At 75.3% G+C, this 13,482-nt stretch carries 9 protein-coding genes; 6 read left to right on the top strand and 3 right to left on the bottom strand.

The window, feature by feature from the left end:
• Positions 1-22 precede the first annotated feature (22 nt).
• Complete coding sequence (locus tag CRV15_RS21170; protein ID WP_044972164.1) at positions 23-682, bottom strand: hypothetical protein; 660 nt, start codon at positions 680-682, stop codon at positions 23-25.
• A 493-nt stretch (positions 683-1,175) separates the two neighbouring features.
• A complete protein-coding gene (locus CRV15_RS21165) occupies positions 1,176-2,072 on the bottom strand; it encodes a LysR family transcriptional regulator (RefSeq protein WP_003960257.1) in 897 nt (298 codons plus the stop codon).
• 108 nt (positions 2,073-2,180) lie between these two features.
• On the opposite strand from CRV15_RS21165, the gene CRV15_RS21160 reads away from it, so the two are divergent.
• A complete protein-coding gene (locus CRV15_RS21160; RefSeq protein WP_009995983.1) occupies positions 2,181-2,927 on the top strand; it encodes an SDR family NAD(P)-dependent oxidoreductase in 747 nt (248 codons plus the stop codon).
• 236 nt (positions 2,928-3,163) lie between these two features.
• Complete coding sequence (locus CRV15_RS21155; RefSeq protein ID WP_003960259.1) at positions 3,164-4,252, top strand: NAD-dependent epimerase/dehydratase family protein; 1,089 nt, start codon at positions 3,164-3,166, stop codon at positions 4,250-4,252.
• 48 nt (positions 4,253-4,300) lie between these two features.
• Here the strand turns inward: CRV15_RS21155 and CRV15_RS21150 are convergent, their stop codons facing one another.
• Positions 4,301-6,610, bottom strand: coding sequence for an MMPL family transporter (locus CRV15_RS21150; RefSeq protein WP_174391373.1), 2,310 nt, complete (start codon positions 6,608-6,610; stop codon positions 4,301-4,303).
• Positions 6,611-6,880: 270 nt separating this feature from the next.
• Between CRV15_RS21150 and CRV15_RS21145 the strand changes: the two genes are divergently transcribed.
• The 4 genes from CRV15_RS21145 (at position 6,881) to CRV15_RS21130 (ending at position 13,450) form a co-directional block, all read left to right on the top strand.
• Positions 6,881-8,164 carry a sensor histidine kinase gene (locus tag CRV15_RS21145; protein WP_003960261.1) on the top strand — a complete coding sequence of 428 codons (1,284 nt, stop codon included), beginning with the start codon at positions 6,881-6,883 and terminating at the stop codon, positions 8,162-8,164.
• Positions 8,149-8,796: a LuxR C-terminal-related transcriptional regulator gene (locus tag CRV15_RS21140; protein WP_003960262.1), complete on the top strand. Its 648-nt coding sequence runs from the start codon at positions 8,149-8,151 to the stop codon at positions 8,794-8,796. The genes CRV15_RS21145 and CRV15_RS21140 overlap by 16 nt, the downstream gene beginning before the upstream one ends.
• Positions 8,797-9,547: 751 nt before the next feature.
• Positions 9,548-12,688 (top strand): alpha-N-acetylglucosaminidase, encoded by a 3,141-nt coding sequence (locus tag CRV15_RS21135; protein ID WP_044972166.1) that lies wholly within the window; start codon positions 9,548-9,550, stop codon positions 12,686-12,688.
• A gap of 27 nt (positions 12,689-12,715) precedes the next feature.
• Entirely contained in the window at positions 12,716-13,450 is a 735-nt protein-coding gene (locus CRV15_RS21130) for a TetR/AcrR family transcriptional regulator (protein ID WP_003960264.1), read from the top strand.
• The last annotated feature ends 32 nt before the right edge of the window (positions 13,451-13,482 follow it).

The raw sequence follows: 13,482 nt of genomic DNA, 5'->3' as shown, positions 1-13,482 counted from the left end.
ACATCAGGTCGGACACATCAGGTCAGAGGCGTGCTCCGGGGGCCGCGGCGGGGACGGGGACGCGGCCGGGCGGCCCCCGCCGTACCAGGGTGTGGCCGAGGAGGGCCCCGGGGCGCGGCCGGGCACGGGTCCGGTGCCGTACGGGCACCCCTCGGGGGGCGTCCTGCGGCAGCGGTACGGCCGTGGCGGGTGCCCGCAGCGGGGCGAAGGCGAGGGCGCCCACGGCGTGGGCGAGCCGGAGGAAGGCGGTCTCGCCCCGGGCCAGCCAGAACGCGCAGAAGGCGGCGGCCAGCAGATGGGCGAGGGCCATGGCGCCGGGGGACGGCCCCAGCAGACCGGCGTCGAGCGCGGCGGCGGCGCCCGGCTCGGGGAGCCCGGCTCCGGCGGGGCCGGTGTGGTGGACGGCCCCGGGCGGCGGGCCGCCGTGGAGCTGGGCGCGCGCGAAGACGAAGTGCAGCCCGCCCTGCGCGGCGAGCAGCCCGAGCCCGATGGTCACGGGACCCCGGCGGCGGCGGGCGGCCACCCAGGCGAGGGCTGTGGTCACCGGAAAGGCGGGCAGCAGCACGGAGAGCGGGAGGTCATGGCCAGATGCCCATGAATGCCCCATCGCAGCCAAAGCGATGCAGATCGCCGCGAAGAGTGCGGCTCGCAGGGCGCGCAGGGGCGACCGGGCATCTGTCATGGTGGGGTCATGCTGCCATCCCGCGCCCCGCGACGGCAGGGGGTGCCCGGATCTCGGACCTGCGGTCGGTGCGGGTGGGGCGCCCGCGGGGGCCTCCCGGCCGGGGGCGGTCCCGGCTCGGGGACGGCACCGGGGTCGGGCCCCGGGGCCGGTTTCCTCGGGGACGGCACCGGACCGGTCTCCGGCGCGGGTCCGCCGGGCCGCCCGATCGCCGGATCGCCGGATCGCCGGATCGCCGGATCGCCGGACGGGCACGACCGGGACGGCCGTCCGCGCGGGGCCACGCGGGTGAGGAGCGGTGGCGACGCGATGGGGGCCGCCGGGCCGCCCGATCGCCGGACGGGCACGACCGGGACAGGCCGGGGCCGCCCGGTGAGCGGCCCCGCCCGGGGAGGCCGTCGAAGCGCCTGGGCGGGGCCCGACCGCAACGGGCCGCAGCCCCGCGGGCCGCGTCCACCCGTACGGTCGACGGGTGCGCCGGGGCCGGGCCGCGTCAGCGGCGGAGACAGGTCGTCAGTTCCTCCACGAACGCGTCGGTGCGGGGAGGTCTCGGGCCCCGTCTCGTGGCGCAGTACCAGGTGCGGGTCAGCGGGGTGGGGCCGATGCGGACCCGGGTGAGGTCGCGGGTGCGGGTGTAGGGGGTCGCGACGCGGTCGGGGAGGACCGTCACGCCCTGACCGGCCGCGACCATCTCGATCACCAGGTCGGTGGTCACCGGCATGGTGGTGATCCGGGCGGGGCGGGCCGCCCTCGGGAGCGGGAGCGGGACCGGGGGGATGCGGCTGCGGTCGTAGAGGTCCGGGAGCAGGAGGTGGGCCGTGCCGAAGTCCTCGGCGCGCAGATGCGGCAGCGCGGCCCAGGGGTGGCTGCCGGGGACCACCGCGACCAGCTCGTCCGCGAAGAGGCGGGTGAGGCTGATCCGCCCGTCCCCGGTGTCCGGGTCGCCCACCAGGGCGACGTCCACCCGGTCCGCCAGCAGCGCGGGCACGGGGGCGTCGTCGGGCAGGGTCTCGATGCGCACCTCGGCGTCCGGGTGGCGGCCCCGGAAGGCGCGGATGACCGGCGGCAGCCAGTGGCAGGGGCTGCCGTGCTGCGCGGCGAACCGCACCCGCCGCTCACGCGCCTCGCGCAGCTCCCGCAGATCCTGCCGGGCCGAGCCCAGTTCCCGCAGGACATGGTGGGCGGCCACCAGCATGCGCCGCCCGGCGGCGGTGGGGACGAGCCGTCGGCCCACCCGGTCGAAGAGCGGTGTGCCGAGCCGGTCCTCCAGCCGGGCGAGCCGCTGGCTGAGCGCGGGCTGGGTCACATGGAGCCGTTCGGCGGCGGCGGAGAGGGTGCCGAACTCGGCCGTCGCGGCGAGCAGTTCGAGATCGCGCAGATCCACGGTCATGAGCGGGGATTATCACAGGATTCGATCTTCGTCGCGGTGACGCGGGCGCCGCCCGGGAAGGATGGGCCGAGCAGCGGGAACGCACACGGCGAAGAGGAGCGGTGGACGATGCGGGACTTCACGGACTCGACGGTGATCGTCACGGGCGCGTCGAGCGGCATCGGCCTCGGGATCGCCCGGGGCTTTCTGGACGGCGGGGCCCGGGTGGTGCTCAACGGGCGCGACCCCGGGAAGCTGGACGGGGCGGCGCGCGCCCTGGGCCGGCCGGAGCGGGTCGCCGAGGTCGCGGGCGACATCGGCGCGGCGACGACGGGCGAGGCGCTGGTGCGGACCGCCGTCGAGCGCTTCGGCGGGGTGGACGTCCTGGTGAACAACGCGGGCGCGTTCGTCTCCACCCCGTTCACGGAGGTCACCGAGGAGGAGCTGGACGGCTTTCTGCTGGGCGGGCTGAAGGGGACCTATCTGACCACCCAGGCGGCGGTGCGCCGGATGCGGGAGCAGGGGCGCGGCGGCAGCGTCGTCGTCATCGGCTCCGCGCTGGCGTCGCACTCCGTCGGCGCGCTGCCGTGTTCCGCGCCGTCCGCGGGCAAGGGCGGCGTGTACGCCCTCACCACCGCGCTCGCCGCCGAGCTGGCGCCGGACGGCATCCGCGTCAACATGGTGGCCCCCGGGGTGATCAGGACGCGGACGCTCGGCCGCGGGGCCGAGGAGCGGTACGCCTCGGTGGGGCTGCTCGGCCGGCTGGGCGAGGTCGGGGAGGTGGCGGAGGCGGTGCTGTACATCGCGGGCGCGGAGTTCGTCACCGGGCAGGTTCTGCGGGTGGACGGCGGTCACACCACCGGCCGGACCGGCTGAGCGGAACAACACCACCGGCCGGACCGGCCGAGGGGAACAACACCAGTCGCCACAGCACCGGTCGTACCACTGGGTATCGGGCACAGCACCGGCCGTCCCGCTGGGCGCCCTTCGCGCCGGAGGCCGGGCCGCCCGTCCGGAGTTCCCGAGTTCCCGTTTCCGCTGCGGGCGGAGCCCTTCACCCCGGAGCGGAAATAGCTGGTCGGCAAGGGGCTCCGGGACGCAGAGTCGGACGCATGAGACTACTGGTGCTGGGTGGAACGGAGTTCGCGGGACGGGCCGTCGTGGCGGCGGCCCTCGCGCGCGGCTGGGACGTCACGGTCTTCAACCGGGGGACGCGGCCCGTCCCCGAGGGGGTGCGCTCCCTCGTCGGCGACCGGACCGCGGCGGGCGGCCTCGCCGCGCTGGAGACCGGCGGGACGGACAGGACGGACAGGACGGACAGGACGGACAGGACGGACAGGACGGCCGGGACCGGCAGGACGGACGGGGCGGACGGGGCGGCAGAGCGGTGGGACGTCGTCGTGGACACCTGGGCGGCGGCGCCCCGGGCGGTCCGGGACACGGCCCGGCTGCTGCGGGACCGCGTGGACCGGTACGTCTATGTGTCGAGCTGTTCGGTGTACGCCGGGCCGCCCGCGCCCGGGTACGACGAGAGCGCCCCCCTGGTGGAGGGCGACCCGGACGCGGACGACGTCCCCTATCCGCAGGCCAAGCGGGGCGGGGAGCTGGCCGTCCTGGACGCGTTCGGCGCGGAGCGCTCGCTGTTCGTCCGGGCGGGGCTGCTGCTGGGCCCGTGGGAGAACGTGGACCGGCTGCCGTGGTGGCTGCGGCGGATCGACGAGGGCGGCCCGGTGCTCGCCCCCGGCCCCCGGGACACCCCGCTCCAGTACCTCGACATCCGCGATCTCGCCGCGTGGACGCTCGACGCGGCCGGGGCGGGGCTGAGCGGCCCGTACAACCTGGCGGGCGCAACGGGCCACGCGACCATGGAGGAGTTCCTGACCGCCTGCGCCCGGGTGACGGGTTCCGACGCGGAGCTGCGCTGGACGGACGCGCGGACGGTGCTGGACGCGGGCATCGAGCCCTGGACCGAGCTGCCGGTGTGGGTCCCCCGCGAGGAGCTGCCGGAGCTGTACCACACCGTCTACGGGCTGTCCGTGGACCGGGCGCTGGCGGCGGGGCTGCGCTGCCGTCCGGTCGCGGAGACGGTCGCGGACACCTGGGAGTGGATGCGGACCGAGGACCCGGCCCGGCCCCGGCGGGCCCCGCGCCGGACGCGCGGTCTCGAACGGGGGAAGGAGGCCCGGGTCCTGGGGCTGTGACCCGGCGGGGCCCGCCCCGGGGAGCGCGGGCCCGCACGGCGGACGCGGTCAGACCAGGGCCGCCGGTCCCCGGGTCCCCTCCGTGCCGTGCGCCCCGGCGGTACCGCCGCCGTCGCCGTCACGGCCTCCGGCGTGGCCCTCGTCGCGGTCGTCGCCCTCGTCGCCGTGCTCCAGCGCGGGCAGTCGGCGCAGCAGCCGCGGGGTGTGCCAGTTGCGCTCCCCGAGCAGGGCCATCACGGAGGGCAGCAGCACCATCCGGACGACGGTCGCGTCCAGCAGGACCGCGACCCCGAGGCCCACTCCCATCTGCTTCATGTCCTGCATGGACAGCGTCCCGAAGACCGCGAAGACCGCGACCATGATCGCCGCCGCTCCGGTGACCGCGCCCGCCGTGCGGCGCACGCCCTCATGGATCGCCTCCCGGTTGGCGGCGCCCCGGTCGCGGGCCTCGCGTATCCGGGAGACGACGAAGACGTGGTAGTCCATGGAGAGTCCGAACAGGACCACCAGGACGAACAGCGGCAGCCAGCTCTGGACCGCGCCCACCGCCTGGGTCCCGAGCAGTGAGGCGCCCCAGCCGTGCTGGAAGACGGCGACCATCACCCCGTACGCGGCGGCCACGGAGAGCAGGTTGAGCACGATGGAGGTCAGGGCGACGGCGTAGGAGCGGAAGCAGAACAGCATCAGCAGGAAGGTCACGCCGGTGATGAAGGCGAGGACCGGGACGATGCCGCTCCGCAGCCGCTCGTCGAAGTCGACGGAACCGGCGAGCTGTCCGGTCACCCGCACCTCTGCGCCGGTGGAGCCGAAGGCGGCGGGCAGGGTCTCCTCGCGGAGTTCGGCGAGCGCCTCCCGGGAGAGCCGGTCGGTGCCGTCCCCGGCGAGCGGGACGGCGATCTCGGCGATGTTCTCGTCCCGGTGGACGGTGACCTTCTCGAAGCGGGCCAGGGCCGTGCGCACCGGCGCCGCGGTGATGTCGTCGGCCTTGACGACGACCCGCGCGGGCTCGGGGCCGCCGGGGAAGGACGCGGCGATCCTGCCGTACGCCACCGAGAGCGGGGCGTCCGGGCCGAACTGCTTCTGCCAGCCGAGCTGTTCCGTCCGCATCCCGAGGGCGGGCGCGGCGAGCGCCAGCAGGACGGCGGCGCCGAGGGCGGCGAACAGCTTGGGGCGGGCCAGCACCGGGCCGAGGACGGCTCCGGCGACGGCGCCGCTCTCCCGGCCGGAGCCGCCGGAACGGCCCCGGCGCCCGGCGCCCCGGGACCGGCTCGCCGAGCCCTCGCGGGAACGCCGCCGCGCCCGGGTGCCGTGCGACGGGGCCCGGGTGCCGCGCGGGCGGCCCAGGAAGGGAATCCGCCCGGCCTCCACCCGGTCGCCCAGCCAGGAGAGCAGCGCGGGCAGCACGGTCACCGAGCCGAGCATCGCGATGAACACGACGAGGATGGTGGCGAGCGCGAAGCCCTCGAAGATCGCCAGACCGGAGAGAAACATCCCGGCCATGGCAACCATGACGGTCACCCCGGAGACGAGGACGGTCCGGCCGCTGGTGGCGGCGGCGATCCGGAGCGCGGTCTCCGGGTCCCGTCCGGCGGCTCGTTCGTCCCGCTCCCGGCGCAGATAGAACAGGCAGTAGTCGACGCCGACGGCCAGCCCCATCAGGAACATCACGGAGTAGGCGGTCGGGAGGAGGGCGAACTGGTGGCTGACGAGCGCGAGCAGCCCGTAGGCGGCGGCGCAGGCGGTGAGCGCGAGCACGACCGGCAGCAGCGCGGCGACGACCGCGCCGAAGACGGCCAGCAGAATGCCGAGGGCGAGCGGGACGGCGGTCAGCTCGGCCTTGACGAAGTCGTCCGCGAGCAGGTCGTTCAGCCAGCGCTCGGAGCTGGCGTCGCCGAACTGGTGGAGTTCGACGCCGTCGTGGGCGCGGTCCACGGAGCGGACGGCGTCCAGCAGCGGGCCCACCCGGTCGGCGGCGGAGTCGCGGTCCCCGGCCAGGGTCAGGCTGAGCAGCGCCTCCCGGCCGTCGGCGGAGGGGACGGGCGGGGGTGTTCCCCGTACCGGCAGGCCGGTGGCGCCGGCGGCGGCGATCAGGTCGGCCGCCGCGCGCTTCCAGCCGTCGGGGCGGTCGGCGGCGATCAGGACGAGTTCGCCCGCGGGCCGCTCCAGACCGGCGTCCGCGAGGATCGCGTCGGCGCGGGCCGACTCGCCCGCGCCCGACGCGGACGGACTCAGTCCGACGGAGCCTGCGGCGGCGCCGAGTCCCGCCGTGAGCAGGACGAACAGCAGCCAGCCGAGGACTGCGGCCTTCCGGTGGTGTGCGCTCCACACACCGATGCGGGCCGCGGGATTTCGTCTCATGGTCGCCCCCAGGGTCGGTCCGGGCGGGGCCCGGTCGGTTACGAGGACGACCGTAGGAAGCGGCGGCGGCACGCCCCAGCCGACCAGCCCCCCTCCCCGGAGCCGTAGGGCGAGCCCCGGACGGTGGTGCCAGGTACACCCCCGTCCGGTGCCGGGGCCCCGTGCCCGCGGCCGGGGCCGCGATGGAGACTGGTCCCGGCCGGCGGGCACGACCGTCGGCGACGAGGCCGGTGTACGCGACACGGTGTACGGGAACGAGGGGTGGACGGAATGAGGGTACGCAGGGCCGCGGTGGCCGGGGCCCAGGGACTGGCGCTGGCGCTGATGGGGCTGACCGGCTCGGTCGTCCTGCTGTCGCTGACGCTCGTCTCCCTCGCCCTGATCCCGATCGGCCTCGGGGTGTTCACCACCCCGGCCGTGCTGCGGCTGGTGCGGACGCACGCGCTGCACCGGCGGGCCCTGGCCGAGCGGTGGCAGGGAATCCGGATACCGGTGTCCTACCGGCCCTTCCCCCACGATGTGCGCGGCGGGCCCACCGGGCAGGTCGAGCGCTGCACACTGATGCTGAAGGACCCCGCGACCTGGCGGGACGTCCGGTGGCTGCTGGTGGACGCGACCGGGGCACCCGTCGTCGCGATGCTCGCACCGGCGCTCGTCGTCGAGGGGGTGTTCGGGCTGCTGCTCGCCGGAGGGCTCTGGAAGCCGATCGTCCGGGCCGAGGGCGGAGCGTACTGGTACACCTTCGTCCCGGTGGAGAACGGGACCGGGGCGGGGTTCGCCGGGCTGGTGGGGCTCGCCCTCCTCGCCGTCGCGCTGTGGTGGAACCCGGCGCTGATCGGCGCCCACTTCCGGCTCACCGCCGCCGTGCTGCGCCCCGACCGCGAGACCGAGCTGGTGGAACGGATCGACCGGCTCACCGAGACCCGGCACACCGCGCTGGACACCTCGGCGGCCGAGCTGCGGCGGATCGAACGGGATCTGCACGACGGGGCGCAGGCCCGGCTGGTCGCGGTGGGGATGAGCCTCGGCACGGTCGAGGCGCTGCTGGAGAAGGACCCGGCGCAGGCGCGGAAGCTGCTGGCGATGGCGCGGGAGTCCTCGGCGGAGGCCCTGACCGAACTGCGGGACCTGGTCCGGGGCATCCACCCGCCGGTGCTGGCGGAACGGGGCCTCGGGGACGCGGTGCGGGCGCTGGCGCTGCGGCTGCCGGTCGGCTGCGAGGTGGACGTGGAGCTGCCGGGGCGGGCGGCGGCACCGGTGGAGTCGGCGGCGTACTTCGCGGTGAGCGAGGTGCTGACCAACGCGGTCCGGCACGGGGGCGGGGACCGGATCTGGGTGGACGTCTCGTACGCGGACGGGGCGCTGCGGATCGCGGTGACCGACAACGGGCGGGGCGGGGCGGTCGCCGGGCCCGCCGCGCGGGCGGACGGTTCCGGTACCGGGCTGAGCGGGGTCGAACGCAGGCTCGGTACATTCGACGGCGTCCTGGCCGTCAGCTCTCCCGTCGGCGGTCCCACCATGGTCACCATGGAGATCCCTTGCGCGTTGTCCTAGCCGAAGATCTGTTCCTGCTCCGCGACGGCCTGGTGCGGCTGCTGGAGGCGTACGGCTGCGAGATCCTGGCCGCGGTCGAGAGCGGGCCGGAGCTGAGCAGGGCGCTCGCGGAGCTGGAGCCCGACGTTGCCGTGGTGGACGTGCGGCTGCCGCCGTCCCACACCGACGAGGGGCTCCAGTGCGCGCTGACGGCGCGGCGGGCGCGGCCGGGGCTGCCGGTGCTGGTGCTCTCGCAGCATGTGGAGCAGTTGTACGCGCGGGAGCTGCTGGCCGACGGCGCGGGCGGGGTGGGGTATCTGCTCAAGGACCGGGTCTTCGACGCGGAGCAGTTCATCGACGCGGTACGGCGGGTGGCGGCGGGCGGTACGGCGATGGACCCGCAGGTCATCTCGCAGTTGCTGACCCGGCGCTCCCAGGACCGGCCGATGGGCGGGCTGACGCCGCGGGAGCGGGAGGTGATGGAGCTGATGGCGCAGGGCCGGTCGAACGCGGCGATCGCGGACCGGCTGGTGGTGACGGAGCGGGCCGTCGCGAAGCACACGTCGAACATCTTCGCCAAGCTGGGCCTGCCGGTCTCCGAGGACGACAACCGCCGGGTGCTGGCGGTCCTGGCCTACCTCGACCACGGCTGACGCTGCCACGGCGGCTCGGATGGGCGGGCCCCTCCAAGCACCCCCAGGCCGCACGGCCGTATGCGGTTGCCCACCGCCGCGGCGGGCTGGACGGGTCGGCCCCGCCACCCCTCCCAACCGCCCCGGAGGCGAAGGGGCGCCTCCGCACCACCACAGCGGACAACGTGGGGCCACCACGCCCCGGAGGCAAAGGAGCACCGCTCCTTCCTTCCGCCGCAACGGCGGGACGCACCGCCAAGGCACCCGGCGGTGCCCGACCACCACCGGCCCCGGGAACGGCACCGCCGCGGCGGAAGGGAGGGGACCGTCACCCCGGGGGCGAAGGGCCACCGCCGGAGCAGCCGCAGGCGGTCACGCGTCTCCGGAGGTGCGGAGGCGAGGTGGTGGCTGGAATGAGTAGGTATGGCCGGAAAGCGTAGGGGCGTTATCGGTCACCTCTGCGGGGTGGGGGTTCGGGGCGGGGCGACAGGGGGGACATGCGTCACCGTGGGGGCGGGGTGCTATCTGCCCCCGGTCGGGGCGCAGTTCGGGCGGCGCGCCACGCCGACCGGGGGCCCCGGCGACGGAAGGCCCGGCGGAGGGCCCCGGGCGCGCAACTCGCCCTCCTCCGACGGCAGTACGAACCACCCCGGTGTCCACATTCGTCCGCATCCGGCCACCGCGCCCGCGCGACGTGGTTCGACGGGGGCGCCCGACGGGTAACCTGCGCCACGCATACACCGGCTGTGACGTGGGTAACACGGAGGCGCTGATGTACGAGCCGTCGAGACGCAGAATGCTGGGCACGGCAGGGGCGATCGGCGTGGGCACCGCCCTCGTCGGCCACGCCCACCCGGCCGTGGCCGCCCCGGCCGGACCGCCGGGCAGGGCACCGGAGGCCCGGGCCACCCCCTTCGACACCGCTCCCGCAGCCTCCGCGCTGCGGCGGCTGCTCCCCCGGCACGCGGGCCAGTTCCGGCTGCGGGCGCTCGACGGCGCCGAGCGGTTCCGGGTCACCGGCTCCAGCGGCCGGATCGAGGTCGCCGGGACCTCGCCCGCCGTGCTCCTCACCGGGGCCCACTGGTACCTCAAGTACGTCTGCCACGCGATGATCTCCTGGTCCGGCAGCCAGCTCGACCTGCCGGACCGCCTCCCCGCCCCCGCCGCGCCCCTGGAGCGCTCCGCGACCGTTCCGCACCGTTTCGCGTACAACGACACCCACGACGGGTACACCGGCCCCTACGCCGACTGGGCCCGCTGGGAGCGGCTGCTCGACGTCCTGGCCCTGCACGGCTGCAACGAGGTCCTCGTCACCCCCGGTCAGGAGGCCGTCTACCACCGGCTGCTGCTGGACTTCGGCTACACCGACTCCGAGGCCCGCACCTGGCTGCCCGCCCCCTCCCACCAGCCCTGGTGGCTGCTCCAGAACATGAGCGAATACGGCGGCCCCGTCTCCCCCGCGCTGCTGGACCGGCGGATCGAGCTGGGGCAGCGGATCGTGACCCGGATGCGCCGCCTCGGGATGCGGCCGGTGGTGCCGGGCTACTTCGGCACCGTCCCCGACGGCTTCGTCGCCCGCAACCCGGGCGCCCGGGTGATCCCCCAGGGCGTCTGGAACGGGCTCCCCCGCCCCGACTGGCTCGACCCCCGCACCCCCGTCTTCGCGGAAATCGCCGCCGCCTACTACCGCCACCAGGAAGAGCTGTTCGGCGAGATCGACCACTTCAAGATGGATCTGCTGCACGAGGGCGGCACCCCGGGCGACGTCCCGGTGCCCGACGCGGCCCGCGCGGTCGAGACCGCGCTGCGCGCCGCCCGCCCCGCGGCGACCTGGGTGATCCTCGGCTGGCAGTCCAACCCCCGCCCGGCGCTGCTGGACGCGATCGACACCAGCAAGGTGCTCATCGTGGACGGCCTCTCCGACCTGGACACGGTCCGGGACCGGGAGGCCGAGTGGGGCGGCGCCCCGTACGCCTTCGGCACCATCCCCAACTTCGGCGGGCGCACCACCATCGGCGCCAACACCGACCGCTGGACGGAGAAGTTCACCGCCTGGCGGGACAAGCCGAACAGCGCCCTGGTCGGCACCGCCTACATGCCGGAGGCCGCCGACCGCGACCCGGCGGCGCTGGAGCTCTTCACCGAGCTGGCCTGGCGCCGGGAGAAGATCGACCGTTCGGCCTGGTTCGCCGGGTACGCACAGTTCCGCTACGGCGCGAAGGACCCGGCGGCCGAGGAGGCGTTCGCCGCCCTCGCCGGTACCGCGTACCAGCTCACCACCACCGACGGCCGCCCCATCGACTCGCTCTTCCTACGCCGCCCGAGCATGTCCTCATCCGTCGCGACCGCCTTCGACCAGGCCGCCTTCGACCGGGGATTCGCCGCGCTGCTGCGGGTGAACGAGGAGCTGCGCGGCTCCGACGCCTACCGCTACGACCTGACCGACCTGGCCCGGCAGGCGCTGGCGCTGCGCTCGCGCACCCTGCAACTGGCGCTGCGGGCCGCGTACGCGACGAAGGACGTGACCGCCTTCCGCGGGGTCGCGGCGCTGTGGCTGCGGCTGATGCGGCTCGCCGACACCGTCGCGGGCTGCCACAAGGCGTTCCTCCTCGGCCCCTGGCTGGAGGAGGCCAAGCGCTTCGCGACCAGCACCGAGGAGGCGGTGGAGCTGGAGCGCACCGCCCGGGTGCTGATCACCACCTGGGGCGACCGGGCCGCGGCGGTCGAGCTGAGCAACTACGCCAACCGGGACTGGCAGGGCCTCATCGGCGATGTCCACGTCCCGCAGTGGGAGCAGTACTTCACCGAGGTCGCCACCGCGCTGGCGGAGGGCCGGGCGCCGAAGGCCATCGACTGGTACCCCGGCGAGGAGACCTGGACGAAGGACCGCCGCCCCTATCCCGTCCGGCCCACGGGCGATGTGCACAAGGTGGCGCAGCGGGTGCACGACACCCTGGCCGCCGCCCCGTACCAGGGGCTCACCACGGTCGCGGTGGACCCGCCCGCCCTGCGGCCCGGGGGCGGCGCCACGGTCACGGCCACGTTCCGGAACCTCAACGGGCTGCGGGGCACCGGCCGGGTCGGGTTCGCGCTGACCGCCGACGAGGTCGCTCCCGAGCCCTCGGGGCCCGCCGCGCTCCCCGCCGTACCGGCGGGCGGCTCCGGTTCGGTCTCCTGGCGGGTGACCGCCCCGGCGGGCACGCTGACGGAGCCGCTGCGGGCGCTGCCGTACCGGCTGGCGGTGGAGTACGGGCCGAGCGGCGCGGCCCCGGTCACGGTGGCGCAGCCGGGTTCGCTGTATCTGACGGCGCCGCTGGAGCCCGGCTGGCTCACGTACACCAACAACGCGGCCGTCTTCGGCCAGCTCGGGGAGAAGTTCGCGGTCAACGGCGCGGGCAACGACCTGTGGCGGGGCACGGCGCACTTCGGGACGGTGTACCGCAAGGGCGCGCTGACCCCGGGAAGCGCGGTGGTGGTGCGGGTGGACGCCCAGGACAACACGGGCACCTGGGCGCGGTGCGGGATCGTGGTCCGCAATGATCTGTCGGCGCCGGGTGGCGCGGGCTTCGTCAATCTGGCGGTGACGCCGGGTCAGGGAGTGGTGCTGTCGTACGACTCCAACGGCGACGGCTCCCTGGACACCTACCGCCGGGTGACGGGGGTGCGCGCCCCGGTGACGCTGCGGCTGCGGCGCGGCGCGGGCACCGCGTTCAGCGGGGAGTTCTCCCTCGACGACGGGCTCACCTGGCGTTCCGTGGGGACGGTGACGGCGCCCGGCGCGGCGGCGGTGGCCGATGTGGGCCTGTTCATGACGGCCACGAACGGGGGCAGCGGGGCGCGCGGCACGGTGCTCTTCAGCCGCTGGTCCGCCGACGGGGCACGGACAGGCCGAGGAGAAGGTGAGAACAAGTGAGCGAAAACCAGTCGATAGGCTGATGCCATGACGACCGGGGTACGCCGCAGGATGGGCGTCGAGGAGCGCAGACAGCAGCTGATCGGTGTGGCGCTGGACCTGTTCAGCGCCCGCTCCCCTGACGAGGTGTCGATCGACGAGATCGCGACGGCGGCCGGGATCTCCCGGCCGCTGGTCTACCACTACTTCCCCGGCAAGCAGAGCCTGTACGAGGCGGCGCTGCGGCGGGCGGCGGAGGAGCTGGCCACCCGTTTCGAGGAGCCGCGCGAGGGCCCGCTCGGGGCCCGGCTGCTCCGGGTGATGGGGCGGTACTTCGACTTCGTCGACGATCACGGGCCCGGTTTCTCCGCGCTGATGCGGGGCGGGCCCGCCGTCGGCTCGTCCACCGCCAACGCGATGATCGACGAGGTACGGCAGGCCGCGTACGAGCAGATCCTGTCGCATCTCGGCATCGACGAGCCACCGGTGCGGCTGTCGCTGGTGGTGCGCTCGTGGGTGTCGCTGGCCGAGTCGACCGCGCTGCTGTGGCTGGACGGGCGCCGCATCCCCCGGGCCGAGCTGGAGTTGCAGCTCGTGCACGACTTGGCGGCGCTGTGCGCGGTGAGTGCCGCGTACGACGACGAGATGGCCGCCGTCGTCGCGGGGATGCTGGAGCACGAGCCGCTGAACGGCCCGCTGGGGCGGCTGGTGACCCGGCTGACGGCGGTCGCGCCGACCGTGATGGCCCGGGTGCCGCTGCCGCGCTCCGGCTCCGGCTCCTGACGCGGGGCGGGAAACGGTACGAGGGCCCTCCC

This window comes from Streptomyces clavuligerus (assembly GCF_005519465.1).
Taxonomy (GTDB): Bacteria; Actinomycetota; Actinomycetes; order Streptomycetales; family Streptomycetaceae; genus Streptomyces; species Streptomyces clavuligerus.
Note: the sequence above shows the minus strand (reverse complement) of the source record. Positions and strands in the feature narration are given on the sequence as shown.

Coding starts and splice junctions, on each gene's coding strand:
- CRV15_RS21150 (WP_174391373.1), bottom strand. CDS start 6,610: ATGAGACGAAATCCCGCGGCCCGCATCGGTGTGTGGAGCGCACACCAC.
- CRV15_RS21165 (WP_003960257.1), bottom strand. CDS start 2,072: ATGACCGTGGATCTGCGCGATCTCGAACTGCTCGCCGCGACGGCCGAG.
- CRV15_RS21160 (WP_009995983.1), top strand. CDS start 2,181: ATGCGGGACTTCACGGACTCGACGGTGATCGTCACGGGCGCGTCGAGC.
- CRV15_RS21170 (WP_044972164.1), bottom strand. CDS start 682: ATGACAGATGCCCGGTCGCCCCTGCGCGCCCTGCGAGCCGCACTCTTC.
- CRV15_RS21130 (WP_003960264.1), top strand. CDS start 12,716: ATGACGACCGGGGTACGCCGCAGGATGGGCGTCGAGGAGCGCAGACAG.
- CRV15_RS21145 (WP_003960261.1), top strand. CDS start 6,881: ATGAGGGTACGCAGGGCCGCGGTGGCCGGGGCCCAGGGACTGGCGCTG.
- CRV15_RS21135 (WP_044972166.1), top strand. CDS start 9,548: ATGTACGAGCCGTCGAGACGCAGAATGCTGGGCACGGCAGGGGCGATC.
- CRV15_RS21155 (WP_003960259.1), top strand. CDS start 3,164: ATGAGACTACTGGTGCTGGGTGGAACGGAGTTCGCGGGACGGGCCGTC.